Genomic DNA, 25,953 nt, shown 5'->3' on the forward strand with positions numbered 1-25,953 from the left:
AGGCTCGCGCTCCTGCGCTACACGGTTCCTGCGCCGCGCGCGCTCGTCGCAGACGCTAGTAGTTGATCGCCTGCTCCTCGAAGTAGGACTGCGGGTGGTTGCAGACCGGGCAGACCTTCGGGGCGGTCTCGCCGACGTGCAGGTGACCGCAGTTGCGGCACTTCCAGACCTTCACGCCCGGGCGGGAGAAGACCTCGCCCTTCTCGACGCGCTCGACGAGCTTGAGGTAGCGCTCCTCGTGGTGCTTCTCGACCTCGCCGACCATGCGGAACTTGGCGGCGATCTCCTTGAAGCCCTCCTCGTCGGCGGTCTTGGCGAAGCCGGGGTACATCTCGGTCCACTCGTAGTTCTCGCCGGACGCGGCGTCCTTGAGGTTGGTCAGCGTGTCGGGGACGTCGCCGTCGTGCAGGTACTTGAACCAGAGCTTGGCGTGCTCGCGCTCGTTGCCGGAGGTCTCGCTGAAGATGGCGGAGAGCTGCTCGTAACCCTCCTTCTTGGCCTTGCTCGCGTAGTAGGCGTACTTGTTGGTGGCCTGGGACTCACCCGCGAAGGCCGCCTCGAGGTTCTTCTTGGTCTGCGAGCTCTCGAAATCCACTGCCATGAACGCTCCTCTCACGCCCTCCTCGGAGGGCACCCCTGAATCTGAGCCCCGCCCTGCCGCACCGAACGAACCGCAGGCCAGGGACATGGACAGTATATACCCATCACGGCCTCCAATTACCACCCGACTCGTGACAGAACCCCTCGCCGGCGAGCTCACGAAGCAGGGCGCGCACGTCGGCCGTGGCCACCCCCTCGCGGCCGGCGGCCTCCTCCATGCGGGCGAGCTCGTCGGAGACCTGCTCGGCACGGACGCCCTCGGGGTGGGCCAGGAGGATCCTCACCACCTCCGCGCGCTTCTGGCGGTGCGATCCCTCGAAGCGCGACTGCCGCACGTGCGCGCGCGAGCGCCTGGAGGGGTTGGGGAGCGTCCGCTTGAGGTGGGCGCCGTAATCGAGCAGGGCGTAGTACCACGTCCGCGGGTCGTCCTCCAGGTCCGAGCTGTCGGGCGGGCAGGTGGCGCGGACGAGGGGCACGAGGTCTTTGTCCGCCACGCCCGCCTCGCCGGGGAAGAGCTCGTGGAGGAAGACGGCGCGCACGTTGGTCTCGAGGTAGACGCCAGGCAGGTCGAAGGCGAAGGCACGGACGCCCGCGGCGGTCGCCGGCCCCACGCCCGGCAGGGCGAGAAGGTCCTCCTCCTCGCGCGGGAACGCGCCCGCCTCGACGACGGCGCGGGCGGCGCGGGCGAGCGAGAGGGCGCGGCGGTTGTACCCCATCCCCTGCCACTCGGCCAAAACGTCGGCCGTGGGGGCCTGGGCGAGGGCCTCGGGCGTCGGGAAGCGCGCAAGCCAGCGCTGCCAGCGCCCGTCCACGCGGCTGACCTGGGTCTGCTGCAGCATGACCTCGGAGACCCAGACGGCGTAGGGGTCGCGCGTGCCGCGCCAGGGCAGGTCGCGGTAGAGCTCGCGGCCGCGCGCGAGAACGGTCGCGCGGAAGCGCGCCAGTCGCTCGGCGTCGCCCCCTCCGGCGTCAGGCCCGCGGGTCACCTAGCGCCCCCTGGCGGTGCCGTCGACGGGCTCCCCGCCCCTCCCGAACGCGACGTCTACCCCGACGCCCGTCTTGGGGCAGCCCGCGAGCGCCAGCTCGCCGAGGTGCGGCGCGAGGGCGCTCACCTCGGGCGAGGGCTGGCGCGCGGAGTCGGTGCCGAGGATGGCATCTGCGAGCGAGACGCTCCCGAAGTAGGCCTCGAGCAGCTTGCGCGCGTAGCACCAGATGCGGTTGAAGCGGCAGGTCTCGAGGTTCGGGCAGGGGTAGTCGCGCTCGCACGTGTCGCAGACCGCTATGTTGACCGGCCCCTGCAGGGCCTCGATCACCTGGAGCAAGGTGGCCTCGTGCGGGTCGACGGCGAGTTTCATGCCACCGTGCGAGCCGCGGAGGCTCTCGATGATGCCGGCGCGCACGAGCTCGTGCTGAATCGAGCGGGCGAAGGAGTAGGGCACGCCGTTCTCCTCCGCCGCGCTTCTCACTGAGACGACCGAGCCTGGATGGCGCACCAGGTCGGCGATCATGCGCAGCGCATAGTCAGTCTTCCTGGATATGTCCACGATAAATGCCTCCGAGTGAGATGCAATTCTGTAAATACTTAAGATACTACAAACTTAGTCGCATTTATCGGTGAGACGCTCCATCGCCCGTGACGCACGCCTCCTCAGGCTACCTTCGGTCCCAGTCCACGATGCGCCAGCCGCGCCTCCTCGCGATCGCCTTGAGGGTGCGGCCCGGAGAGACCGCGAAGGGGTGGGCCGCGCGCTCGAGCAGGTACTCGTCGGTGTGATGGTCGCCGTAGGCGTACTCCAGGCGCCAGCCGCCCTCGCCGAAGTGCGCGTTCGCCCAGCGCTCGACCGCGCGGGGCTTCTCGATGCCCGCGAGGACGGCACCCTTGACCCGGCCCGTGTAGCGGCCCTCGGCGTCGCACTCCATCTCGGTCGCGAGGCAGTCGTCGACGGCCAGGTAGCGGGCGGCAGGCAGGGCGATGCCGGCGAAGGTCGCCGAGACGAGCAGGGTCACGCAGCCCTCCTCCTCGCGCAGGCGAACCTCGCAGACGGCCTTGGGGCGGATGCGCTTGACGAGGGCGCGCTCGAAGAACTCCTGCATGATCTCGTGGACCTCGTCCTCGGTGTGCTCGTTGAGCGCCTCGATGATGATCTCGCGGGCCTCCTCCTGCCGGTTGGGCAGGTGGAGCAGGTAGCGGGCGCCCCACCTGAAGAGGCGGGCGGCCCTGGGCAGGGAGATGTAGCCGCGACGGAAGAGGTAGAGCGAGAAAAGCCCGCCGGACTGGTTGTCGATGCAGGTCCCGTCGAAGTCGAAGACGGCGATGCGCACGGGGGCGGTACTGGAGACGAGAGCGTCTTTGTCCATGCGCGTTCCTCTCCGAGAGCTGGTGTCCGGACGTCCGCAGCGCAGGGGCGCCCCCACCATTCTAGGCACGCCGGCAGCGGGCGCAATCGCGCGCAGGGTAAACAAAACGAAAAGGGCCCTCCGAAGAGGGCCCTTGAGCATCCAATGGCGGGATATGCGGGGCTCGAACCCGCGACCTCCGACGTGACAGGCCGGCGCTCTAACCAGCTGAGCTAATACCCCTCGCCTCAGTGCGGTAGCTATTCTACACAGAGACCGCTGCCCGTGTCTACCCTCAATTTGAAAAAATTTCCCGAGGGCGGAGTAATCTGCAAAGCCGCAGCTAGGAGAGGGCGACCGACACGGTGCCGGAGTCGGTCTCCATCTCGAGGGAGCTCCCGGCGAGCGAGGCCGACCTTATCGTGCCGCTTCCCTTGCACTCGTTGCCGTCCTGGTCGACGATGACCGACCAGCCGGAGCCGATGGTGTAGGCGGCCACGTCCCAGGTCCCGTCCGAGAGGTTCTCCGGGACGACGAAGGCGCCGTCGTAGAGCACGAAGGCCACGGGGGTGCCGGCGAGCTTGCCCAGGTCAGTCTTGGAGTCCGCTCCTCCCCCCGAGACCACGAGGCTGAAGGAGCCGTCATCCGCCTGGGCGAGCGCGTAGGTGTTGCCGCGGTATGAGATGGGCTCCGCCACCGAGGACTGGGTCTGCTCCACGACCTCCTCCTGCTGGGGCTCGGCCGGCTTGGCGGTGAGCTTGGCGAAGAGGAAGAACCCGAGGGCGATCACCGCGGCGGCCCCGACGACGAGGATGGCGACGACCTTGGGGTCGAGCTTGACCCGCTGCCGCGAGCCGAGCACCTCGGTGCCGTCCTTGTCGAAGACCGCCCCCTCGTCGGAGCCGATCCTCTCGAAGGGTCCCGTCTTGCTCACGTCGATGGGCTGGGGCATCCCCTCGCCCGACGCGACCGTCCGCTGGCTGCGGTAGCGGGTGGCCACCTCCTCCAGGTCGTCCGCCGCTCCCGAGGACGCACCGTCGGGAGCGGCCGCAGGGGCCTTCCCGCCGGCCGAGAAGTGGGCTCCCGCCCGCCTGCCACCGTCGTCGCCTAAGGCCATAGCTACCTCCTGTGTCTCCGTCCTGGGGGCGCGGGGCGCCGCCAGCAGGCGCCCCGGAGCCGGGGCTAGACCGCACGGCGCGCCTCGATCGCGCGTCCCAGGGTTATCTCGTCTGCATATTCTAGGTCGCCGCCCACCGGCAGGCCGCTGGCGAGGCGCGAGACGCGCACTCCGAGCGGCTTGATGATGCGGGAGAGGTAGGTCGCGGTCGTCTCGCCCTCGACGTCGGGGTTGGTCGCGAGGATGACCTCGGAGACCTCCCCCGAGGCGAGCCTGGAGAGCAGCTCCTTCACGTGGAGCTGCTCGGGGCCGACCTTGTCCATGGGCGAGATGACGCCCCCGAGCACGTGGTAGAGGCCGTGGTAGGTGCCCGTGCGCTCGATGGCGGACACATCGCGCGGCTCGGAGACCACGCAGATGGTGGCCCGGTCGCGCGTGGCGTCGTCGCACACGTCGCAGGTCTCGCGCGTCGCGTAGTTGAAGCAGATCGGGCAGAAGTGCACCTGCCGCTTCACGTCGAGGATCGCCTCGGCGAGCCGGCGCGCCTCCTCGGCGTCCGCCTCGAGCAGGTGGTAGGCGATGCGCTGCGCCGACTTGGGCCCGATGCCGGGCAGCCGCCCAAGCTCGTCGAGGAGGCGCCGCAGCGCGCGCCCGTCGTTTTGCGTCTGGTCCATGGGCCGCTACATCAGCCCCGGGATGTTGAGCCCCCCGGTGATGGAGCTCATCTGCGCGTTGGCCGCGTCGTTGACCTGGCCGATGGCGTCGTTGACCGCCGCGACGACCATGTCCTGGAGCAGCTCGACGTCGTCGGGATCGACCGCGGCGGGGTCGATGGTCAGCGAGGTCAGCTTCAGGTCCCCGCTGACCGTCGCCCTCACCGCGCCGCCGCCCGCCGTGCCGGTGGCCTCCATCTGCTTGAGGCTGTCCTGGGCGCTCGCCAGCTCCGCCTGCATCTTGCGGGCCTGCGCCATGATCTGGTTCATGTCCATCGTGCGTACCTTTCACTCGCGCGCCGCCAGCGCGCCGTCGTGCCTCGTCCGCCCGGGCGTGAGCGAGGGTCGTGCTACCCCTCCCCGCCCGCGTCGGCCCCCTCGGAGGCCGCATCGGAATCGTACCCCTTGGCAGCTGGCTGCGCGGGCTCGGTGCGCGCCTTCACGCCGGCGCCGAAGACCTCGAACGCGTTCTCGAGTATGCCCCTGAGCTCGTCGGGAACGTCGTCCAACGCCGCCGCGGGCACGACGTCACCGGCTCCGGGGGCGCCGTCGGGGGCCGCGGGCGCGGAGAAGGACGGCGCGGCCGCAGGCGCCTCCGGGGCGGGCGCCGAGGCGGGCGCCGGGGCCGGGGCGGACACGGGGGCCGCCTTCGGCGCGGGAGCGACGGGAGCGGGAGGCGTGGCAGGCGCCGCCGGCGCGGGCGCGGCGACGTCGTCCTGGAAGGCCTCGTCGTAGCTCACGGCGGAGAGGTCGTCGTAGGGCACCTGCTCGTAGGGGGGCTCCTCGAAGGGCGCAGGCGTCGCGGCGGGCACGGGGGGCCGCACGGCCGCCGGCGCGGGGTCCCAGGGCAGGCCTTCCGCGGGAGGCTCCGGCGCGGCCTGGGCCGGTCGGGCCTGGACGGGCGGCACGGGCGCCGGGCCCGCAGGGGCGGGCGCCTGGACGGGCGCCTTTGGCGCGCGGCTCGCGGGCGCCTGAGAGGGCGCCGGGGCCTGCGCGGCGCGGGCGCGGTCGGCGTGGGCGATCCTCGTCGCGGCGAGGCTCGGCTCCGCGAAGGCGAGGTGGCGCGGGCCGCCGAAGACCTGCGCCACGTAGGGCGCGATCGCCGAGCTCACGTCCGTGCGCTCGAGCATCTTCATCGCGAAGGTCGAGCCCTTGGGGAGCGAGACGAGCAGCTTGACGCCGTCGTCCGCCAGGATCGTCGAGCTCATGAGCAAGGACCCGCGCGAGGGGATCTTGCGCAGGAGGGTGTCTACCGTCTGCTTCCAGAGGCGCTGCAGCTCGCCGGCGTCAGTGACCGCGCCGGCGGCGGAAGGCGCGGCCGCAACAGGTGCAGGGGCAGGTGTGGGAGTCGCCGCGGCAGGCGCCTGCGGCCGCGGCGCCGGGCGAGAAGGACGCGCCGCCGCGGGGGCCTGCGCGCGCGGCGCGGCCGGGCGCGCAGGCTCGACCGGGCGCACCCGCGGGCTGGCGGCGGACGCGGGAGCCGACGCAACAGCGGGTGCCGCCGCAACCGCGGGGGTCGCCGCAACCGCGGGGCGCGCGGACGGCACCGGCACGGCAGGAGCAGCCGCGGGCGACGGTGCCGCGGGAGCCGGGGCCACGGGCGCCTGCACCGGCGCTACGGAGGCCGGCGCCGTCACCTCGGGAGCCGGAGCCTGCGCCGCGGCCGTCGCGACCGGCGCGCCCGCCGCGAGACGCGCGACGGTGGCCTCGAGCTCGGCGACGCGCTCCGCGAGCGAGTCCAGCGTGAGGTCGGCCTCGGGGCGCGCGACCCTGGTGAAGGCGACCTCGAGCGCGAGGCGCTGGTTGGTCGCGGTGCGCATCTCGTTCGAGACGTCCCCCAGGACCGAGAGGACGCGGGCGACGCGGTCCGTGGAGCCGAAGGCGCGCGCCTCGTCGGCCAGCTCGGCGACCTCGTCCGCGGCGCCGGGCAGGACCCGCTCGCTCGCGCCGACGGCGGAGGCCACGTAGACGTCGCGCAGGCGGGCCGAGAGCTCGCGCACGAACTGCAGGAGGTCGCGCCCCTGCTCGACCAGGGCGCCGACCTCCTCGAAGAGGGCCGCGACGTCGCGGCCCGCCATGGAGCGCACGACCTTCTCCAGGGAGGAGGCGCTGACGGAGCCGAGCATGTCCTGGGCCGCCTCGCTCGAGACGGTGCCGTCGCCGAAGACGGAGAGCTGCTCCAGGGTGGAGAGCGCGTCCCTCATGCCGCCGCGGGCATGGCGCACGACGGCGTCGATCGCGTCGTCGTCGTAGGTGAAGCCCTCCTGCTCGCAGACGTGCACGAGGTGCGCGCGCATCTCGTCGGTTCCGAGCGGGTGGAAGTCGAAGCGCTGGACGCGCGAGAGGATGGTGGCGGGGATCTTCTGCGGGTCCGTCGTGCAGAGCACGAAGACCACGTGCGAGGGAGGCTCCTCGAGGGTCTTGAGCAGCGCGTTGAACGCCGCCGTCGTGAGCATGTGGACCTCGTCGATGATGTAGACCTTGAAGCGGCCCCGCACCGGGGCGAAGCCCACGCGCGAGATGATCTCCTCGCGCACGTTGTCCACGCCGGTGCGCGAGGCGGCATCCAGCTCGTAGACGTCGGGGTGGTCGCCCTCGGCGATGAGGCGGCACCGCTCGCAGGTGCCGTCGGGCAACTGGCCGGGGCCCTTCTCGCACTCGAGGGCCTTGGCGAGGAGGCGGGCCATGGTCGTCTTGCCCGTCCCGCGCGGCCCGCAGAAGAGGTAGGCGTGGCTGGTGCGGCCCTCGAGCACGGCGTGCTCCAGGGTCGAGACCACGTGCGCCTGGCCGACGACCTCGTCGAACGTCTGCGGGCGGTACTTCCTGTAGAGAGATTCCATGCTGGCTCCACGCTCCTCGGTCCGGAGAGTCAAGTATACGCGCCGCGCCCGCGGGGCCCCGCGGGCGGCCGTTGTGGATATTGCGTCCAGGAGGCCCCGGGGGGCGCGGGCGGGCGCGCGGCCGCCCATCCCGGGCCGCACGTCCTTCTCCACCCAGTCCCACCTGCACGTATTACAGGCTGGTTTCCAGCTTGCTGCCGGACGTATGCGAGTGTGCGAACGGGGTGCATCACCCACGATTCAGGGTCGTGACGGCAGAAATACAAGTTGTTTCGGTTTTCGTGCCGTCCTCCGGCGCACGTAAACTGAGTGCGATTCATCTGCAAACGCACTCATCCGGAAGCGCGCCCGGGCGCAAGGCGCGGACGCGCGACGCATGGACAGGGGGATCGACACATGGCAGAGGACAAGAACCGCGGCCTGCGCGCTCCTGCCGCTCCCGCAGGACCCGCGGGAGCCGAGGCAGGGCGAGCCGCAAGCGGACGGGGGCCGGCGGCGCCCGTCGAGGGGGCCTGGCCCGCGCAGGGGCTCTACCGCCCCGAGTTCGAGCACGACGCGTGCGGCATCGGCGCCCTCGCGAACCTGCGCGGCGTCCGCACGCACCAGATGATCGACGACGCGCTGTCCGTCCTGGTGAACCTGGACCACCGCGGCGGCAAGGGGCTCGAGCACAACACCGGCGACGGCGCGGGCATCCTGATCCAGCTGCCCCACCGCCTCTTCCGCAAGGAGGCCCAGCGCTGGGGGCACCTGCTCCCCGACCAGGGCGACTACGGCGTCGCCCAGCTCTTCTTCCCGCAGGACGCAGAGGGCGTGCGCAAGGCACGCTCCGTCTTCGAGGACGGCTGCGCCGAGTGCGGCCTGAGGCTGCTCTTCTGGCGCGAGGTGCCGGTGGACCCGCACGACCTGGGCGAGACCGCCCGCGCCTGCATGCCCACCATCCTGCAGGCCTTCCTCGGCCGCCCCGAGGGCGTCGAGGCGGACGACGAGTTCGAGCGCAGGCTCTACGTCTGCCGCCGCACCATCGAGAAGAAGGCGGCCGCCACGAGCGCGCTCGCCGGCAAGATCTTCTACGTCTGCTCCATGAGCTGCCGCACCATCGTCTACAAGGGCATGCTCGTCGCCCCGCAGCTGCGCACCTTCTACCGCGACCTCACCGACGCCTCGGCCGAGTCCGCCATGGCGCTCGTCCACTCGCGCTACTCGACCAACACCACCCCGAGCTGGGAGCGCGCCCACCCCAACCGCTACATCATCCACAACGGCGAGATCAACACCCTGCGCGGCAACGTCAACTGGACCCGCGCGCGCGAGCCGAGGCTCTACTCGCCCGTGATGGGCGCCGACCTCGAGAAGGTCATGCCGATCATCCGCTCCGAGGGCTCCGACTCCGCGATCCTCGACAACGTCCTCGAGTTCCTGACCATGAACGGCCGGCCGCTGGCCCGCGCCGTCTCGATGCTCCTGCCCGAGCCATGGGACAAGAACACGCAGCTCTCGGCCAAGAGGCGGGCCTTCGACGCCTACCAGTCCATGCTCATGGAGTCCTGGGACGGCCCGGCGGCCATCGCCTTCACCGACGGCCGCGTGACCGGCGCCGCGCTCGACCGCAACGGCCTGCGCCCGGCGCGCTACTACGTCACCCGCGACGACAGGCTGCTGCTCGCCTCCGAGGTGGGCGCCCTGCAGGTCGAGCCGGACAACATCCTCAAGACCGGCTCGCTCGGACCCGGCCAGATGCTGCTCGTCGACCCCTCCCAGGGACGCATCATCTGGGACGACGAGATCAAGAACTCCTTCGCGAGCGAGAAGCCCTACGGCGACTGGGTGCGCTCCGAGACCCTCGGCCTCGACGACCTGCCCACGCCCGAGTCCGCGAGCGAGCACGCCGACGCCGGCGTCGCCCTGCCCATCCGCCTCGCGCGCCACGGCTACCACTTCGACGACGTCGAGGAGGCCGTGACCCCGATGGCCCAGACCGGCAAGGCGCCGCTCGCGTCGATGGGCGCCGACATGCCGCTCGCGGTGCTCTCGAGCAAGCCGCGCTCGTTCTTCGACTACTTCAACCAGCTGTTCGCCCAGGTCACCAACCCGCCCATCGACGCGCTGCGCGAGAGCTTCGTGACCTCCACCCTGCTCTACCTCGGCAACCACGGCAACATCCTCGAGGACTCGCGCAAGGCGTGCCGCCTCGTGCGCCTCGAGACGCCGATCGTCGACGAGGAGCAGTTCGAGCGCATCTGCCAGATCGACCAGCCCGGCTTCTGCGCCGCGCGCTTCTCCGCCACCTACCCGCGCGACGGGGGCCCCGACGCCCTCGCCGACGCGCTTCGGCGCCTCGACGACGAGGTCGAGGCCGCCGTGCGCGGGGGAGCCAACATCGTCGTGCTCTCCGACCGCGCCGGTGACGGCGAGGTCTCCATCCCGTCGCTGCTCGCCGTGGGCTCCGTCCACAACCACCTCACCCGCACCGGTCTGCGCACCAGCGCCGACCTCGTGGTGGAGTGCGGCGACGCGGTGACCCCGCACGACTACGCCTGCCTCGTCGGCTACTCCGCGAGCGCGATCTTCCCCTACATGGCGCACGACTGCATCCGCGAGCTCGCCCGCAAGGGCAAGATCTCCGTCAGCGCCGAGGAGGGCATCGCCAACTACGACGAGGCCGTCACCAAGGGCATCGTCTCCACGATGTCCAAGATGGGCATCTCGACCATGCAGGGCTACCACTCCGCCCAGATCTTCGAGATCGTCGGCTTCGATGACGCGTTCGTCTCCGAGAACTTCGCCGGCACCCAGAGCCGCGTCGGCGGCCTTACGACCTCAGACGTCGAGCGCGAGTGCAACGAGCGCTACGACGAGGCCGAAGCCCAGCTCAGGAGCCCCGCGCCCGACCAGCTCGCCAGCTCCGGCATCACCAAGTGGCGCCCGCTCGGCGGCGAGGAGCACATGATCACCCCCAAGGTGATCTACCTCCTGCAGCGCGCCTGCCGCGAGGGCAGCTACGACACCTTCAAGGAGTACAGCGCCGAGCTCCACCACGCCGGCCGCTGCATCGTCCTGCGCGACCTCCTCGACTTCGACCAGGCTGGGCGCACGCCCATCCCGCTCGACGAGGTCGAGCCCGCCAGCGAGATCGTCCGTCGCTTCACCACGGGCGCGATGAGCTACGGCTCCATCTCCGAGGAGGCGCACGAGTGCCTCGCCATCGCGATGAACCGCCTCGGCGGCAAGTCCAACACCGGCGAGGGCGGCGAGAACCCCGCGCGCGAGGCGACGCTGCCCAACGGCGACTCCAAGAACTCCGCCATCAAGCAGGTGGCGTCGGCGCGCTTCGGCGTGACGAGCCGCTACCTCGTGAGCGCCCAGGAGATCCAGATCAAGATGGCCCAGGGCGCCAAACCCGGCGAGGGCGGACACCTCCCCGGCCGCAAGGTGTGGCCGTGGGTAGCCGAGGTCAGGCGCTCGACGCCCGGCGTCGGGCTCATCTCGCCCCCGCCCCACCACGACATCTACTCGATCGAGGACCTCGCCGAGCTGATCTTCGACCTCAAGAACGCCAACCCGCACGCGCGCATCTCGGTCAAGCTCGTCTCCGAGGCCGGCGTGGGCACCATCGCCACCGGCGTGGCCAAAGGCGGCGCGGACAAGATCACGATCTCGGGCGCCAACGGCGGCACGGGCGCGGCCCCGCGCGACTCCATCTACCACGCGGGCCTGCCGCTCGAGCTCGGCCTGGCCGAGACCCAGCAGACCCTGCTCCTGAACGGCCTGCGCTCGCGCGTGGCCATCGAGGCCGACTCCAAGCTCATGGACGGTCGCGACGTCGCCATGGCCTGCCTGCTCGGCGCCGAGGAGTTCGGCTTCGCCACCCCGGCCCTCATCTCCATGGGCTGCCTGATGCAGCGCGACTGCCAGCAGGACACCTGCCCGGTCGGCATCGCCACCCAGAACTGCCACCTGCGCCGCCACTTCTCCGGCAAGCCCGAGCACGTGGTCAACTTCATGACCTTCGTGGCCGAGGAGCTGCGCGAGATCATGGCCCGTCTCGGCTTCCGCACCGTTGAGGACATGGTCGGCCACGTGGAGTGCCTGCGCCAGGTCGAGTGCCCGGGCAGGTGGAAGGCCAACAAGCTCGACCTCTCCCCCGTGCTCGAGAAGGTCACCAACCAGTACGGCAAGAGCTTCCCCGGCGCCTCCCTGCCGCACTTCTCGCCCGAGATGGCCTTCGACAGCGGCCTCGACAAGGTCCTGGACGCCACGCTCTTCGTGCCCTACACCGCGCACGCCCGCAAGACCCTCACGCCCATCCGCTTCCACGCCGACATCTGCAACGTGAACCGCTGCGTCGGCACGCTGCTGGGCTCCCAGGTGACCGCCGAGCACCCCGAGGGGCTGCCGGACGACTTCATCACCATCGACTGCGAGGGCTCCGGCGGGCAGAGCTTCGGCGCCTTCCTGCCGGCCGGCATCACGCTGAACATCTCCGGCGACGCCAACGACTACTTCGGCAAGGGCCTCTCGGGCGGCATCCTCGCGGTGGCGCCCTCCGAGGCGGCCAAGTACAAGTTCGACGAGAACGTCGCCGTGGGCAACGTGGCCTTCTACGGCGCCACGTCCGGCAAGGGCTTCGTGAACGGCCTCGCCGGCCAGCGCTTCGGCGTGCGCAACTCCGGCGCCACCATCGTCTGCGAGGGCGTGGGCAACCACGGCTGCGAGTACATGACCGGCGGCGTGGCCCTCATCCTGGGCGAGGTCGGCGTCAACTTCGCGGCGGGCATGAGCGGCGGCGTGGCCTACGTCTACGACGAGGGCCACTCCCTCGCCAAGCGCTGCAACCACGACATGGTCGAGCTCGACCGCCCCGAGCCCGGCGAGCTCGCGCTCATCCACGACCTCATCGAGGAGCACGTCGAGCGCACCAAGAGCCCGCGCGGCATCCGCATGCTCTACGAGTTCGACCACATCAAGGAGGACTTCGTGAGGGTCATCCCGCACGAGTTCAAGCACGCGCGCGAACTCGCGCGGGAGGCGGAGGCGCGCGGCCTCAGCCACGAGGACGCCGTCGAGGCGGCCTTCGAGACCATGAGAAGGGAGATGTAGGACATGGGCAAGCCAGGCGCCTATCTAACCCAGGGCCGCGTCGAGCACGGCGCGCGCCCCGAGAGCGAGACGATCCACGACTTCGACGAGTTCTCCGTGCCCCTGACGGAGGAGGCCCAGCGCCTCCAGGCGAGCCGCTGCATGTACTGCGGCGTCGCCTTCTGCCAGACCGGCTACGCCTTCGGGAGCGCCCGCAGCTCGGGCTGCCCCCTTCACAACCTCATCCCCGAGTGGAACGACCTGCTCTGGAGGGGCCTGTGGACCGACGCCGCCGAGCGGCTCTCGCTCACCAACCCCTTCCCCGAGTTCACGGGCCGCGTCTGCCCGGCCCCGTGCGAGGCGGCCTGCAACCTGGGCCTCCACGAGGAGCCGATGACCATCAAGGACGACGAGCGCGCGATCTCCGACCACCTCTGGGCCGACGGCGGCCCCGCACCGCTGCCCGCCCCCTCCGCCGGCGCGCCGCGCGTCGCCGTGGTGGGCTCCGGCCCCGCCGGCCTCGCGAGCGCGTGGGAGCTCGCCCGCAGGGGCGCGGCCATCACGCTGCTCGAGCGCCACGACCGGGCCGGTGGGCTCCTCATGTACGGCATCCCCAACATGAAGCTGCCCAAGGAGGTCGTCGAGCGCAGGCTCGCCCTCATGGAGAGGAGCGGGATCGAGGTGCGCTGCGGCTTCGACGCGGCCGACCCCGACCGCGCGGCCGAGCTCGCCGGGTTTGACGCCGTCGTCGTGGCGACCGGCGCCGCGAGCGCGCGCCGCCTCGCCGTGCCCGGCGCCGACAGCCCCGACGTCCACCTCGCGGTGGACTACCTCGGCGCCCAGACCAAGGCCCTTCTCGACGGCACCAAGACGCCGCTCTCAGCGGCCGGCAAGGACGTCGTGGTCATCGGCGGCGGCGACACCGGCACCGACTGCGTGGCGACGGCTCTGCGCCAGGGCGCGCGCAGCGTGCAGCAGCTCGAGTTTCTCCCCGCCCCTCCCGACCGGCGCGCGCCGGGCAACGCCTGGCCCGAGTGGCCCAACGTCAAGAAGATCGACTACGGGCAGCTCGAGGCGGAGAAGAGCTTCGGCTCCGACCCCCGCAGCTGGGCGACGAACACGCTGGAGGTCCTCTGCGACGATGCGGGCCATGCACGCGCCTTGCGCGTGGTCTCCCTCGACTGGTCGCACGGCAGGCCCGAGCCCATCGAGGGCTCCGAGCGCGAGGTCCCCGCGCAGTTCGTCCTCATCGCCATGGGCTTCACCGGCCCCGAGGCGGACGCCTTCGACGCCCTCGGCGTGAGCCACACCGACGCGCGCGGCGTGCGTCCCGTCGTCGAGGCGGGCACCCACAAGGCCCAGCGCACCGAGGGGGCGGCCGGGGCGCCCGTCTACGTGGCGGGCGACGCCAGGAGTGGGTCCTCCCTCGTCGTCACCGCCCTCGCCGACGGGCTAGCCTGCGCGGCCGAGGTGGCCGCAGACCTCGGGATCTAGGTCCGGGGCACGCCTGCGCGCGAGCCTGCCGACATGGCGGGGCGCGTGGGGACCCATACTATTAACTGGGGCGGAGCCGGGCGGCTCCGCCCTTTTTATGGCGCCGCCTTCTTTGGGGACCGCGTGTGAGCTCTCGTAGCCTCCAAGCTGGCATGCGGCCCTCCCCCATCGGCGTGCCGTCCCCCATCGGCGCGACGCCCCAAGCGTGAACCTCCTCCAAACAGGGGTTCTTCGCCGAAGCTCCGACTCGGACCATTCCGTGCGCAAATCGCTTTTTCCGAACATTTTTTCGATTTTTTGTTCGCTAAACGCGATTTGCTCACCCCGCAAATCGCTTTTTCCGAACAATTCTCGCCACTTTTGTCCGAAAAAAGCGATTTGCTTGCTTATATTATAATTTTGATGTACGGGGGCGCACGGCAGCGCGGTGGGACGCATGTCGGACCGGCATTCCCCAGCGGGTGGCTACGTCGCCGAGCGGGCGCGCGGCGCCCCTACCTCCCGTCCGGCACGATCCTGAAGCAGATGGTCTCCTGCTGCACCAGCGGGTCGACGCGAGCGAAGAAGACGGTACCCGAGACGGGCGCCACGAGCTGCTCACGCACATGGGTGTCGAGGGTGTCCAGGACCTCGGCGAGGACCTGCCCCTCCTCCACGTGCTCGCTCGCCCGCACCCGACCGGCCAGGAAACCGGCGGCCTTGGTCGTGCGGACGTCGACCAGGTCGCCCTCGTCGATGCGCCTGGACGGCGCGGCCGGGCCGACGGGGACGTCCAGGACCCTGTTGGCAGCGAGGAAGCGCAGGATGGCGTCCTCGACCACGTCGGCGCTCGCCTGGTCGACCTGGTCGGTCGCCCGGCTGTAGACGGAGAAGGCGTTGGTGTCCCAGACCTGCCAGTTGTAGTTGAGCATCGTGGTGTCGAACGGCCCGGGGCGCTTCTCGACCACGTAGGGCAGGCCGAAGTCGGCCGCCATCTCGAGCGACTCGTCCGTGACCGGGCCCACGCGCGTGATGCGCACGTTGGGCTCGAAGTCGCCGGGCATGTAGAAGCTGCAGAGCTGGATGCCGATCGAGTAGCGCTTGACCGCGTCGAAGAGGCCGGCGGCCACGCGCTCCGTGGTGCCGCCGCGCGCATCGCCCGGGAACTTGCGGTTGATGTCGGACTTGTCCTGCGGCCAGAAGCGCGAGCCGACGTTCATGGAGAACGGGTTCACGCAGGGTACGACAAGAACGCGCTTCCGCGGCGCGACCCGGCCCTCTCCCTCGAGCTTGGAGAGCCGCCTCACCAGCTGGGCGCAGATGTATTGCTGCTGGACCTCGTTGCCGCGGGTGGACCCGACGATCGCGCAGGCGCGCCGGCCGCCGTGGTCGCCGAACTCGAAGCCCCTGATGACCATCGGCTCGCGGTAGAGCGTGTCGAGCTTGAACAGCGTGAGCGTCCTCACCTGCTCACCCCCCTGAGGATGCGCGCGAGCAGCGACCCCGGCGCCACCACCGGGTACTCGCGCAGGGTGAAGAGGAGACCGGACGTGGGCGCGTGCACCTCGGTCTCGACCTTGCCCGTCGTCGGGTCGACGACGATGCCGATGAGGGCGCCGGCCTCCACCACGCTCGCGTGCTGTGCGCGCGGCAGGAAGACGCCGGCGACCTCCGAGTAGACGACGCTCACGTCCTCGTCGCGCGCGACATGGGGCGGCAGGGCGCTCACGTAGCCACCCTCCCAGCCGTGGTAGTAGGCGAGGAGCCTGAGGATGCCCTCGGTGAGGCGGCTGCCGTAGTCCTCGGTCACCCGGAGGCCGACGCCGGACTCGACCACCAGGCAGGGCGTCCCCGCCTCGTTGAGCGCGTAGGCGAGCGACGACTTGCCCTCGGTCGTGGTCTCGCGAAGCCAGACGAAGTTCACGTTGAGCAGGGGCGCTATGGGCAGGAGCGTCTTGGCGAACTCGACGTTGAGCCTGACCTGGGGCATCTCTCGCATGAAGATGCCCGAGGAGTGGACGTCCACGCAGACGTCGGAGCCCTTTATGTCCTCCACGACGGCGGCGGCGAGGGCCTCGGCGAGGTTGCCCTCCTCCGATCCGGGGAAGGTCCGGTCGAGGTCGATGTCGAAGTCCGGCATGCGCCGCTGCACCGAGTTGATGCCCAGGGGGTTGATGGCGGGGTAGATGTCCACGATGCCGTGGAGGTTCTCGAGCCTCGCCTCGAGCTGGCGCGCGAGCTCATAGGCCACGTACTGCCCCTCGAGCTCGTCGCCGTGGATGCCCGTCACCACCGAGACCCTGGGCCCGCGGCGGTGGTAGCCGCGAATCCGGTTCTTCTGGATGACGAGCCTCTCCCCGACGGGCAGCTCAGCGGTGAAGACGTCTTGCCGCACTGCCATGCCTCCTTCGCTTGCCGGCAGGTCTTGAGAAGATTCTGACAGCCCAGTACTACGAAGGGGTTACCCGCGGGTTCGCTACGGTTTCCGCACGATGTCGGACGTGTTTCGCCGGCGGCGGGCACGACGCGGCAGGGGCGGCGCGGCCGGCCGACCGCGTGCCCGCCGCTGCCACGCGCGGCCTACGCGCCTGCGGCCGCGGGCGAGAAGGACGTCCTCCCCAAGGGCGCCACGTGCGCGGCTGCAGCCGCGCACGGGCGTGGGCACGCCCCCGGCGCCGCGAGCTCGCGCTCCCAGGCGAGGTTGAGCACGGCGTTCACGGGGAAGCCGGCTGCGAACAGCGCGAACCCGAGGCCCCAGAGGCCGCGGATCTCCCACACGAGCCCCTCCACCATGAACGGGCTCACGCGGCCGGCGCTCATCTGCGAGATGTTGCGGAGCGGCATGTTGTAGACGTAGTCCAGGTCCGTGCTTGGGTTGGGGCTGCGCCTGTTCTCGCGCTCGAGGGCGGTGAGGACGGCCCAGACGGCCCAGAACACCGGGCTGCGCCCGTGGTTCAGGTCCCTCATGCAGAGGTTGTGGTCGAGCGGGATGCGCGCGCTCGGCAGGCGGCCGCCGAGCAGGGCGGCGAAGCTCGCGTCGGGGACATGCTTCACGAGACCGTACTGGTAGCTTGCGAGGCCGAGCCCCACGTAGGGGTCGGGGGCGCCGGTGCCGGGCACGCGGACGGACGCCCGCAGCCGAACGTCCTCGCAGGAAGTCCCGACCCGCAGCTCGAAGCTGCCGCCCTCGACCTCCCAGGCGTCGGTCTTCACGTTGAAGTGCTGGAAGGCGCGGCCGTCTATGGGAATGCTCGCCTCGGCGGTCTCGCCCGGCTGCAGGAAGACCTTCCGGAAGCCCGCGAGCTCCTCCTCGGGACCGAAGACCTGGCGGTCGGGCCTCGAGACGTAGAGCTGGACCACCTCGGCGCCGGCCCGGGCGCCGGCGTTGTGCACGCGCAGGCGCACGGAGTCGAGCGCGGGCGAGACGCAGAGGTCGGAGAGCTCGAAGGTCGTGTAGCTGAGGCCGAACCCGAAGGGGTAGGCGACCCTCACGCGGGCGGTCTCGTAGTAGCGGTACCCCACGTAGAGCCCCTCGCGGTACTCCGCCGTCCGGCGCGTGCTGGGGTAGTTGCCGAAGGTCGGCGTGTCCTCGATGCGGCGCGGCCACGACTCGGCCAGCTTGCCGGACGGGTTGCACCTGCCGGTGAGCACGTCGAGGGCAGCGGCGGCCGACGCCTGCCCGCCAAGCCCCTGGTAGACGAGGGCGCGGCAGCACGAGGCCCAGCCGGTCTCAACGACGCCGCCCGAGGAGAGCAGGGCGACCACGTTGGGGTTGGCCGCGGCCACCGCCTCGAGGCAGGCGATCTGACCCGCGGAGAGGAGAAGGTCGGTCCGGTCGCGGCCCTCCCCCTCGCGGCCCTCCTCGAGGCCCAGGCACACGACCACGACGTCCGCTCTGCGGGCGAGCTCCACGGCCTCGGCGACGAGCGCCTCGTCGGCGCCCCCTCCGCGCCTGAAGCCCGTGGCGTAGCCCACGAGGTCGAGGTCGGGCGAGGAGCCCATGAGGCTAACGAGGTCGTCCACCCGCACGGCGTTCACGTGCGACGAGCCCAGCCCCTGGTAGCGCGGCTTGCGCGCGTACTCGCCCACGAGGGCGACGCGGGTGTGCGGGGCGAGCGGCAGGATGGGCGCTGCCGCCTCGGGGCGCGCTGCCTGGCGCGGCTCGTTCTTCAGGAGGACGGCGCCCTCGGCGGCGATCCTCCGCGCGAGCTGGTGGTGTGCCTCCGCGTCGAAGGCGGCGGGCGCCGCGGCGACGGCGGGGGTCACGGAGTAGACGAGTTCGAGCGCCTCGCGCACGCGACGGTCGAGCGTCTCCCTGGAGAGCCTCCCCTCCCTGACGGCGCGCTCGAGGGCGCGCGCCGAGGCGAGGCCGGGGTCGGGCATCTCGAAGTCGCAGCCCGCGCGGACCGCCTCGACGTGGTCCTCGGTCGCGCCCCAGTCGGAGACGACGGCGCCCTCGAAGCCCCACTCGCCCCTCAGCACGGAGTCGAGAAGGACCGGGCTCTGGCCGGCGTAGACGCCGTCCACGAGGTTGTAGGAGGTCATGAGGCAGCGCGGGGCGGACTCGCGCACGCAGATCTCGAAGCCCCTGAGGTAGATCTCGCGCAGGGTCCTGGCGTCCACGATGGAGTCCGAGGCGAGCCGCCTCGTCTCCTGGGAGTTGGCCGCGAAGTGCTTGGGGCAGGCGGAGACGCCGCAGGACTGGACGCCGCGCACGTAGGCGGCTGCGAGCTTGCCCGAGAGGAGCGGGTCCTCCGAGAGGTACTCGAAGGAGCGCCCGCACAGGGGGCTGCGCTTGATGCAGAGGCCGGGACCGAGCAGCACGCCCACGCCCTGCGAGGCGGCCTCCTCGCCGAGGGCGCGGCCCTCCTCCTCGGCAAGGGCCTCGTCCCAGGTGTCCGCCAGGGTGACGGCCGTGGGGAAGCAGGTCGCTGGGGCGCTCTCGTTCAGGCCGAGGTGGTCGCCCACGGCCTGGTGCCGCAGGCCGTGGGGCCCGTCCGAGAACTCGACCGTGGGGACGCGCCGGCCGTCCGCCAGCTCGTACCCCCTGGTGCCGAACGAGGTGGCCCCCTGCAGCAGCGCGCACTTCTCCCTGAGGGTCATCGAGGCGAGGGCGGCCTCGACCGCCCGCTCGACCTCGGGCGACCTGTCGTAGGCCGGGCGTGCGTCCGCCCCCTGGCCGAGGGGCGCGCTCTTCTCGTAGCTGGGCATGTCTTCTCCTCACCGCGACGGGGCGACGGCCCGTCAGGTGCGCGGGCCACACCTGCTACTTTAGCGGCACCCGGGACCTACCGCGCGCCGGCCTTCCCCTTGGCGGAGAGGCGCGCGCGAACGGCGCCCGCCACGGCGGGGATCACGGAGACGAGGACGATGCCCACGACGACGAGGCTGAAGTGCTCCTGCACGGCGGGGATCCCGCCGAAGAAGTAGCCCACCAGCGTGAACAACGAGCTCCAGGTGATGCCGCCGAGGATGTTGAAGACCACGAAGTGGTGCCACTTCATGCCGCCCATGCCCGCGATGAAGGGAACGAAGGTGCGGATGAAGGGGAAGAAGCGGCCGAGGAAGATCGCGGGGCGCCCCCACTTGTCGAGGAACGCCTGGCTCTTCTCCATGCGCTCCGGCGTCATCGCCTTGACCTTGCCCGAGCGCACGATGCGCTGCCCGAGCTTCTCCCCGATGAAGAAGTTGCACTGGTCGCCCAGGATCGCGGCGCACCAGGCGGTCGCGAGAAGGGCGAAGAGGCTGAAGCCGCCGCTGTGGGCGAAGAAGCCCGCGGCGAACAGCAGCGAGTCACCCGGCAGGAAGGGGAAGAAGACGACGCCCGTCTCGATGAAGATGATGGCGAACACGAGCCCGTACGCGGCGAGGGGGCCTGCGGCGATCGCGCCGGCGATGGCGGTGCGCGGGTCGTGGAGCAGCTCGGCGATGAAGTTGACGAAGCCCATGCTATCCAATCCCTCCTGGCCCCCGCGCGGCGGGGACGGCGGTCGCGGGCGCCCACGCCTCGCGGCGGGGCCTGGAGCTTGCAAAAGGGCCCCGTGCGTACGCGCGGGGCCCTGTGCTCTCAGTGCGCTGGATGGGAACGGGTGCCCGACAGAGGCTCCTTATGGCTGCTGTCTCCCGACCCTGACCAGGTTCGCAGTATGCCGTCACCCGAACCCATCCAGCGCGCTTACGGAAGAGAGTATACGCGGGCGCGCGACGGGGCCGCGACGGGCCAGGCGGCAGGCGCGCCCCGCCACACAATCGACAGAGAAACGCCGGGCGCGGCGGTTCGCGATAGGATAGGGAGGACCGATAAGGACGGGGCGCAGCACCCCGCCCGCGCAGACCGGGCTCCGCGCCCCCAGACCCTTGGAGCAGCATGCCGAAGAAGAGCAAGCAGACAGGTCGCACGGCAGGGCAGGAGCAGGCGCCGCAGGCGCGCGTCGACCCCTCCCTCGGCGAGGTGCTGTACTCGTCGTCCTTCTCCTACACGCCCTCGCTCGAGGACGACGCCGCCCGCCTGCTCGGCCCCGAGCACGCCGAGGCCGCCCTCAACGTGTGCGGCGGCCTGATCTGCGCCCTCATCGTGGTGATGCTCACCTTCGACCGCGGCCTCCTGCCCCTCGCCATCGCCGGCGTCGTGCTGTTCGTGGCCGTGATGGCCGTCTCCAACAGGCTCGTGCGCATCAAGCGCCGCTGGCTGGACTCCCACGGCCACAACGCGGCGGCCTTGGACGAGGAGGCCAGCCGCCGCTGCGTGAGCGTCACCTCGACCCACGTGATCGTCGAGGCGGCGGGCGCGGAGCCGGTTGCCTACCCCCTCTCCGAGCTCAGGCGCGCGCGGCACACCGAGGACCTCTGCCTCGCCGACTTCGGCAGGGGCAGGCTCGCGCTCTTCCCGCGCAAGGCCTTCGGCCTCGCCGCCTACACGTCTATCTGCAAGCTTCTGTCCGAAGGCCCCGCCCAGGGCTAGGACCTGCGCCCGGGCGAGCCGGGAAGGAGGCCGCCATGGCCGTGCTCGCAGCGTTCGTCGTACCTCACCCACCGCTCATCGTCCCCGAGGTGGGAAGGGGTGAGGAGCGGGCCATCGCGGACACCGTGGCAGCCTACCGCGAGGTCGCCTCCCGGATCTCGGCGCTCGCGCCGGAGACCCTCGTGGTGTCCACGCCCCACAGCGTCATGTACCGGGACTACAACCACGTCTCGCCGGGGGCGGGCGCCAGCGGCAGCTTCGCGCGCTTCGGCGCCCCCGAGGCGCGCTGCTCCTGCGCGTACGACGCGCCCCTGCGCGACGAGCTGGTCCGCATCTGCGAGGAGGAGGGCCTCCCCGCCGGGACGGACCACGAGCGCGACCCCGGGCTCGACCACGCCACGATGATCCCCCTGCGCTTCGTCTGGGACGCCTGGCCCGAGGGCCAGGCGCACCCCAGGGTCGTCCGCATCGGGCTCTCCGGCCTCTCCGCCGAGGCCCACTACCGGCTGGGCCGCGCGGTCCAGCGCGCGGCGGCGCGCACGGGCCGGCGCGTGGCCTTCGTCGCCTCGGGCGACCTCTCCCACAAGCTCAAGGAGGACGGCCCCTACGGCTTCGCCCCGGAGGGACCCGCCTTCGACGAGCGCGTCGGGCGGGACCTCTCCTCCGGCGACCTGCTCGACCTGCTCTCCATCGACCGCTCGCTCGCCGACCGCGCCGCCGAGTGCGGCCTCAGGAGCTTCCAGATCATGGCCGGCGCCCTCGACGGGACCGAGGTCTCGAGCGAGCTCCTCTCCCTCGAGGGGCCCTTCGGCGTGGGCTACGCGGTGGCGGTCCTGACGCCCGTGGGGCCGGAGGGGGCGAGCGAGGGCCGAAGGCTCCTGCCCCGCCTCGAGGAGCTCGGGCGGGCCCGGATGGCCGAGGTGCGCGCCGGCGAGGACGCGCTCGTCTCGCTCGCCCGCGCCTCCCTCGAGGCCTACGTGACCGGCGGCCGTCCGGCGCCGCTCCCCGAGGGCCTGCCCGCCGAGCTCCTGGAGGCGCGCGCCGGCTGCTTCGTCTCAATCAAGGAGGACGGCGAGCTGCGCGGCTGCATCGGGACCATCGCCCCCACGCGGGCGTCGCTCGCCGCCGAGATCGCCTCGAACGCCGTCGCCGCCGGCACCCGCGACCCGCGCTTCCCTCCCGTCCGCGCGAGCGAGCTCGCATCGCTCGTCTACGACGTGGACGTCCTCAGACCGAGCGAGCCCGTGGAGTCCGCCTCCGAGCTCGACCCGAGCCGCTACGGCGTGATCGTCTCGTGCGACGACGGGAGGCGCGGGCTGCTCCTGCCCGACCTCGACGGCATCGACACCGCGGAGGAGCAGGTCTCCATCGCCGCGCGCAAGGGCGGGATCGACCTCGCCCGGGACAGCTGGCGCCTCGAGCGCTTCGAGGTGGTGAGGCACACGTGACGGCGCGGGAGGCGGAAGGCGGGGCGCGCTGCGACGCGTGCCCGAGGGGCTGTGCGCTCAACGAGGGGCAGGTGGGCTTCTGCCGCGCCCGCGCCTGCCGGGACGGGCGCGTCGTATGCGAGAGCTACGGCCGCGTGACCTCGCTCGCCGTCGACCCCATCGAGAAGAAGCCGATCGCGGACTGGGGGCGCGGCAGCACGGTCCTGAGCGTCGGCAGCTACGGCTGCAACCTCCGGTGCCCCTTCTGCCAGAACTGGCAGATCTCGCAGGCCGGCGCCGGCGGGGTCGGCTGGCGCGAGGTCTCTCCCGAGCAGCTCGTGTCCCTCGCGCGCGAGCTGGCGGAGAAGGACCCGCGCCTGGCAGGCGTCGCCTACACCTACAACGAGCCGCTGGTGGGCTGGGAGTACGTGCGCGACTGCGCGCGCCTCGCCCACGAGGCCGGGCTCGCGAACGTCCTGGTGAGCAACGGCTGCGTCACGGGGCGGCCGCTCGACGCGCTCGCCGGCCTCATCGACGTGGCCAACATCGACCTCAAGGGTCCCGACCAGCGCTTCTACGACTCCTGCGCGGGCTCCGTGGACGCCGTGAGGCAGACGATCGCACGGCTCGCAGCCGACCCCTCCTGCCACCTCGAGATCTGCACCCTGGTCGTCCCGGGCGAGAACGACCGGGACGAGGACGTCGAGAAGATCGCGGGGTGGCTCGCGTCGCTGCCCTGCGCGGGCGACCCCATCACGCTGCACCTCACGCGCTTCTTCCCACGCTGGCACCTCACGGACCGCCCGCCGACGCCGCCCGAGCGCGTCTACCACCTCGCCGACGTCGCCCGCCGCCACCTCGAGCGCGTCCGCGTCGGCAACTGCTAGCCGCGGTCCTTCTCGCCCGCCTCGGACCTCCGGTAGAGTCGATGCCGGCAGGCGCCAAAAGGAAGGAGAGGCCCCGCCGGAGCGGGGCCTCCCTCAGGGGCGCCGCGCGGGCCGCCTGTCGGCATGGCGCGGCGGCGTCGGTCGCTCTGGCTCCTACCTGCGGTTCTTGCGGTAGAAGTCGATGAGCGCCTTGGTGCTGGCGTCCTGGCCGGAGAGCGCCTCGTCGTCGTGGAAGGCGGGCGTGATCTGCTTGGCGAGCTGCTTGCCCAGCTCGACGCCCCACTGGTCGTAGGAGTCCAGGCCCCAGACGGTGCCCTCGACGAAGGTGATGTGCTCGTAGAGGGCGATCAGGTTGCCGAGGGTGTGGGCGTTGAGCTCGGTACCGAAGATCGAGGTGGTCGGGCGGTTGCCGGAGAACACGCGGGCCGGGACCATCCACTCCGCGGTGCCCTCGGCGCGCACCTCGTCGGCCGTCTTGCCGAAGGCCAGCGCCTTGGTCTGGGCCAGGTAGTTGCCCAGGAAGAGCTCGTGGACGTCCTGCTCGCCGTCCTTGAAGGGGTTCGGGGTGTTCACGAAGGCGATGAAGTCCGCGGGAATCATCTGGGTGCCCTGGTGGATCAGCTGGTAGAAGGCGTGCTGGCCGTTGGTGCCCGCCTCGCCCCAGAAGATTTCGCCCGTCTCGGTCGTGACGGGGGTGCCGTCCCAGCGCGTGGACTTGCCGTTGGACTCCATGGTCAGCTGCTGCAGGTAGGCGGGGAAGCGGTGCAGGTACTGGTCATAGGGCAGCACGGCGTGGCTCTTGGCCTTGTAGAAGTTGACGTACCAGACGTTCACGAGGCCCATGAGGGCGACGACGTTCTTCTCGAGCGGCGTCGTGGCGAAGTACTCGTCCACCTCGTGGAAGCCCGCCAGGAAGTCCTCGAAGACGTCCTTGCCGTAGGCGACGATGAGCGAGAGGCCGACGGCGGCGTCGACGGAGTAGCGGCCGCCGACCCAGGACCAGAAGCCGAAGGCGTTGGCCGGGTCGATGCCGAACTCCTCGACCTTCTCGAGGTTGGTGGAGACGGCCACGAAGTGGTGGCGGATCGCGTCGGCGGCCGCGGCCTCGCCGCCGTCGATGGCGCCCTGCGCCTTAAGGGTGTCGAGCAGCCAGGCCTTGACCTCGCGCGCGTTGGTGAGGGTCTCCAGGGTGGTGAAGGTCTTGGAGACGACGATCACGAGCGTGGTCTCCGGGTCGAGCCCCTTGAGCTTCTCCGCCGCGTCGTTGGGGTCGATGTTGGAGACGTAGCGGACGTCCACCGCGCGCGGCAGGGACTTGAGCGCCTCGTATACCATGACCGGGCCGAGGTCGGAGCCGCCGATGCCGATGGAGACCACGGTCTCGATGGCCTTGCCCGTGACGCCCCTCCACTCGCCGGAGCGCACGCGGTCGGCGAAGGCGTACATGCGGTCGAGCACCTCGTGGACGTCCTTGACCGTATCCTGGCCGTCGACGATGAGCTTGCCCTCGTCGGAGGCGGGCCGGCGCAGGGCGGTGTGGAGGACGGCGCGGTCCTCGGTCGTGTTGATGTGGACGCCGTGGACCATGTCGGAGAAGCGCGACTCGACGCCCGCGGCCTTGCCGAGGGCCACGAGGTCGGCGATCGTCTCGTCCGTGACGAGGTTCTTGGAGAGGTCGAAGTGCAGGGACCCGAGGTCGAAGGAGAGCTTCCTGACGCGGTCGGGGTCGTCCGCGAAGGCCTGCTTGAGCGAGAAGGACCTCATGGCCTCGAAGTGCTTCTCGAGGGCCTTCCACTCGGGCGTCTGGGTCACGTCGATGGGTGCAGGTACGTTAGGCATAGTCCGGCTCCTTCTCCGACCCCGCGCTCGGTCTGCGGGGATTTGCTCCCCTAAGTGTAGCGCCGCCGGGGTGGCTAGTAGGGCTCGCCGAGCGGGGGCAGCAGCTTGAGGCGCGCCCACATGACCTGCTTCTCGTGGTCGTCCGCCAGGGCCGCCTCGAAGCCGCCGAGGTTCATGAACCGCATGCCGTCGACCACGGCGACGAAGCCCGGGGCGAGCATCGCCTGGTTGAAGTCCTCGATGAGCACCAGCTCGTCCGCGTAGGCCTCGCGCAGCACGTGCGCGGCGGCCTCGTCCGTGGCGACGACCGTGAGGGGCGAGATGGTGAGGATCGCGCGGCGCAGGAGGCCTGCGTCCAGCGGCGTCACGCCGTCCGCGCCGCAGCAGGACACGGCCGCCCAGGCCTCCGGCGCGTAGCCGAGCCGGTCGAGCGAGGCCCGAAGCGCCTTGCCGTCCCGTCCCGCGAGCAGCCCCGAGCCGTCGCCGGCGCGCTCCTCGGGGTCGAGCTCGCCCTTCAGCAGGACGATGTCCGCGAAGGCACTGCCACGCATGACCACGCCCGCACCCTCGAGCCACGCGACCTCCGCGCGCGCCTTGCCCACCAGGGCCCTTCTCAGCTGCTCTTCCTCCGACACCATGCGCCTCCCTGGCACCCCGGCGGCCTCCGCGCGCCCCGCGCC

The 25,953-nt window shown here is 71.2% G+C and carries 19 protein-coding genes, 1 tRNA gene and 1 other RNA gene; 5 read left to right on the plus strand and 16 right to left on the minus strand.

What is annotated here, in order from left to right; all coding sequences use genetic code 11:
* Window positions 1–55 precede the first annotated feature (55 nt).
* The 9 genes from rbr to dnaX form a co-directional block, all read right to left on the minus strand.
* Window positions 56–601, minus strand: coding sequence for a rubrerythrin (gene rbr / locus VXJ25_RS05805; RefSeq protein WP_330958273.1), 546 nt, complete (start codon window positions 599–601; stop codon window positions 56–58).
* Between the two features lie 103 nt (window positions 602–704).
* Complete coding sequence (locus tag VXJ25_RS05810; protein ID WP_407941918.1) at window positions 705–1,586, minus strand: HhH-GPD family protein; 882 nt, start codon at window positions 1,584–1,586, stop codon at window positions 705–707.
* On the minus strand, window positions 1,587–2,144 hold the full coding sequence (locus VXJ25_RS05815) for an RrF2 family transcriptional regulator (protein ID WP_330958274.1): 558 nt from the start codon (window positions 2,142–2,144) through the stop codon (window positions 1,587–1,589).
* Window positions 2,145–2,253: 109 nt separating this feature from the next.
* A complete protein-coding gene (locus VXJ25_RS05820; protein WP_330958275.1) occupies window positions 2,254–2,958 on the minus strand; it encodes an HAD family hydrolase in 705 nt (234 codons plus the stop codon).
* 145 nt (window positions 2,959–3,103) lie between these two features.
* Window positions 3,104–3,180, minus strand: a tRNA-Asp gene (locus tag VXJ25_RS05825).
* A 100-nt stretch (window positions 3,181–3,280) separates the two neighbouring features.
* The gene (locus VXJ25_RS05830) at window positions 3,281–4,054 is read right to left on the minus strand and encodes a hypothetical protein (protein WP_330958276.1); all 774 of its coding nucleotides are present in this window, start codon (window positions 4,052–4,054) and stop codon (window positions 3,281–3,283) included.
* A 65-nt stretch (window positions 4,055–4,119) separates the two neighbouring features.
* Window positions 4,120–4,728: a recombination mediator RecR gene (gene recR, locus VXJ25_RS05835; RefSeq protein WP_330958277.1), complete on the minus strand. Its 609-nt coding sequence runs from the start codon at window positions 4,726–4,728 to the stop codon at window positions 4,120–4,122.
* A gap of 6 nt (window positions 4,729–4,734) precedes the next feature.
* Entirely contained in the window at window positions 4,735–5,043 is a 309-nt protein-coding gene (locus VXJ25_RS05840; protein ID WP_330958278.1) for a YbaB/EbfC family nucleoid-associated protein, read from the minus strand.
* Window positions 5,044–5,117: 74 nt separating this feature from the next.
* The gene (dnaX, locus tag VXJ25_RS05845; protein WP_330958279.1) at window positions 5,118–7,607 is read right to left on the minus strand and encodes a DNA polymerase III subunit gamma/tau; all 2,490 of its coding nucleotides are present in this window, start codon (window positions 7,605–7,607) and stop codon (window positions 5,118–5,120) included.
* Between the two features lie 396 nt (window positions 7,608–8,003).
* Here dnaX and gltB point away from each other — a divergent pair, with 396 nt between their 5' ends.
* Entirely contained in the window at window positions 8,004–12,707 is a 4,704-nt protein-coding gene (gene gltB, locus VXJ25_RS05850; RefSeq protein ID WP_330958280.1) for a glutamate synthase large subunit, read from the plus strand.
* Window positions 12,708–12,710: 3 nt separating this feature from the next.
* On the plus strand, window positions 12,711–14,180 hold the full coding sequence (locus tag VXJ25_RS05855) for a glutamate synthase subunit beta (RefSeq protein ID WP_330958281.1): 1,470 nt from the start codon (window positions 12,711–12,713) through the stop codon (window positions 14,178–14,180).
* A 494-nt stretch (window positions 14,181–14,674) separates the two neighbouring features.
* On the opposite strand, the gene VXJ25_RS05860 is transcribed toward VXJ25_RS05855, so the two are convergent.
* The 5 genes from VXJ25_RS05860 to ffs all read right to left on the minus strand — a co-directional run bounded on the left by VXJ25_RS05860 (window position 14,675) and on the right by ffs (window position 20,328).
* Entirely contained in the window at window positions 14,675–15,625 is a 951-nt protein-coding gene (locus tag VXJ25_RS05860) for a M14 family metallopeptidase (RefSeq protein ID WP_330958282.1), read from the minus strand.
* Window positions 15,622–16,560 carry a M14 family metallopeptidase gene (locus VXJ25_RS05865; RefSeq protein WP_330958283.1) on the minus strand — a complete coding sequence of 313 codons (939 nt, stop codon included), beginning with the start codon at window positions 16,558–16,560 and terminating at the stop codon, window positions 15,622–15,624. The genes VXJ25_RS05860 and VXJ25_RS05865 overlap by 4 nt, the downstream gene beginning before the upstream one ends.
* A gap of 179 nt (window positions 16,561–16,739) precedes the next feature.
* Window positions 16,740–19,370, minus strand: a complete 2,631-nt coding sequence (locus VXJ25_RS05870) for a glycoside hydrolase family 3 C-terminal domain-containing protein (RefSeq protein WP_330958284.1) — start codon at window positions 19,368–19,370, stop codon at window positions 16,740–16,742.
* A gap of 77 nt (window positions 19,371–19,447) precedes the next feature.
* Window positions 19,448–20,107 carry a DedA family protein gene (locus tag VXJ25_RS05875; protein ID WP_330958285.1) on the minus strand — a complete coding sequence of 220 codons (660 nt, stop codon included), beginning with the start codon at window positions 20,105–20,107 and terminating at the stop codon, window positions 19,448–19,450.
* Window positions 20,108–20,232: 125 nt separating this feature from the next.
* An RNA gene (gene ffs, locus VXJ25_RS05880) (signal recognition particle sRNA small type) lies at window positions 20,233–20,328 on the minus strand.
* A gap of 198 nt (window positions 20,329–20,526) precedes the next feature.
* Between ffs and VXJ25_RS05885 the strand changes: the two genes are divergently transcribed.
* Genes VXJ25_RS05885 through amrS form a run of 3 tightly spaced genes read left to right on the plus strand, consistent with a single transcriptional unit; the run spans window position 20,527 to window position 23,434 of the window.
* Window positions 20,527–21,120: a hypothetical protein gene (locus VXJ25_RS05885; protein WP_330958286.1), complete on the plus strand. Its 594-nt coding sequence runs from the start codon at window positions 20,527–20,529 to the stop codon at window positions 21,118–21,120.
* 35 nt (window positions 21,121–21,155) lie between these two features.
* Window positions 21,156–22,568: an AmmeMemoRadiSam system protein A gene (gene amrA / locus VXJ25_RS05890; protein ID WP_330958287.1), complete on the plus strand. Its 1,413-nt coding sequence runs from the start codon at window positions 21,156–21,158 to the stop codon at window positions 22,566–22,568.
* A complete protein-coding gene (gene amrS / locus VXJ25_RS05895; protein WP_330958288.1) occupies window positions 22,565–23,434 on the plus strand; it encodes an AmmeMemoRadiSam system radical SAM enzyme in 870 nt (289 codons plus the stop codon). The genes amrA and amrS overlap by 4 nt, the downstream gene beginning before the upstream one ends.
* A gap of 153 nt (window positions 23,435–23,587) precedes the next feature.
* Here amrS and pgi read toward each other — a convergent pair whose 3' ends face one another.
* Window positions 23,588–25,273: a glucose-6-phosphate isomerase gene (pgi, locus tag VXJ25_RS05900; RefSeq protein WP_330958289.1), complete on the minus strand. Its 1,686-nt coding sequence runs from the start codon at window positions 25,271–25,273 to the stop codon at window positions 23,588–23,590.
* Window positions 25,274–25,347: 74 nt separating this feature from the next.
* A complete protein-coding gene (locus tag VXJ25_RS05905; RefSeq protein ID WP_330958290.1) occupies window positions 25,348–25,911 on the minus strand; it encodes a hypothetical protein in 564 nt (187 codons plus the stop codon).
* Between the last annotated feature and the right edge of the window lie 42 nt (window positions 25,912–25,953).

It is taken from the genome of Olsenella absiana (genome assembly GCF_036408855.1).
GTDB lineage: Bacteria > Actinomycetota > Coriobacteriia > Coriobacteriales > Atopobiaceae > Olsenella_K > Olsenella_K absiana.

Excerpts from the sequence above, each read along its gene's own strand:
- rbr (WP_330958273.1), bottom strand. The coding sequence starts at position 601 with ATGGCAGTGGATTTCGAGAGCTCGCAGACCAAGAAGAACCTCGAGGCG.
- VXJ25_RS05820 (WP_330958275.1), bottom strand. The coding sequence starts at position 2,958 with ATGGACAAAGACGCTCTCGTCTCCAGTACCGCCCCCGTGCGCATCGCC.
- VXJ25_RS05830 (WP_330958276.1), bottom strand. The coding sequence starts at position 4,054 with ATGGCCTTAGGCGACGACGGTGGCAGGCGGGCGGGAGCCCACTTCTCG.
- recR (WP_330958277.1), bottom strand. The coding sequence starts at position 4,728 with ATGGACCAGACGCAAAACGACGGGCGCGCGCTGCGGCGCCTCCTCGAC.
- VXJ25_RS05840 (WP_330958278.1), bottom strand. The coding sequence starts at position 5,043 with ATGGACATGAACCAGATCATGGCGCAGGCCCGCAAGATGCAGGCGGAG.
- dnaX (WP_330958279.1), bottom strand. The coding sequence starts at position 7,607 with ATGGAATCTCTCTACAGGAAGTACCGCCCGCAGACGTTCGACGAGGTC.
- gltB (WP_330958280.1), top strand. The coding sequence starts at position 8,004 with ATGGCAGAGGACAAGAACCGCGGCCTGCGCGCTCCTGCCGCTCCCGCA.
- VXJ25_RS05855 (WP_330958281.1), top strand. The coding sequence starts at position 12,711 with ATGGGCAAGCCAGGCGCCTATCTAACCCAGGGCCGCGTCGAGCACGGC.
- VXJ25_RS05865 (WP_330958283.1), bottom strand. The coding sequence starts at position 16,560 with ATGGCAGTGCGGCAAGACGTCTTCACCGCTGAGCTGCCCGTCGGGGAG.
- VXJ25_RS05870 (WP_330958284.1), bottom strand. The coding sequence starts at position 19,370 with ATGCCCAGCTACGAGAAGAGCGCGCCCCTCGGCCAGGGGGCGGACGCA.
- VXJ25_RS05875 (WP_330958285.1), bottom strand. The coding sequence starts at position 20,107 with ATGGGCTTCGTCAACTTCATCGCCGAGCTGCTCCACGACCCGCGCACC.
- VXJ25_RS05885 (WP_330958286.1), top strand. The coding sequence starts at position 20,527 with ATGCCGAAGAAGAGCAAGCAGACAGGTCGCACGGCAGGGCAGGAGCAG.
- amrA (WP_330958287.1), top strand. The coding sequence starts at position 21,156 with ATGGCCGTGCTCGCAGCGTTCGTCGTACCTCACCCACCGCTCATCGTC.
- pgi (WP_330958289.1), bottom strand. The coding sequence starts at position 25,273 with ATGCCTAACGTACCTGCACCCATCGACGTGACCCAGACGCCCGAGTGG.
- VXJ25_RS05905 (WP_330958290.1), bottom strand. The coding sequence starts at position 25,911 with ATGGTGTCGGAGGAAGAGCAGCTGAGAAGGGCCCTGGTGGGCAAGGCG.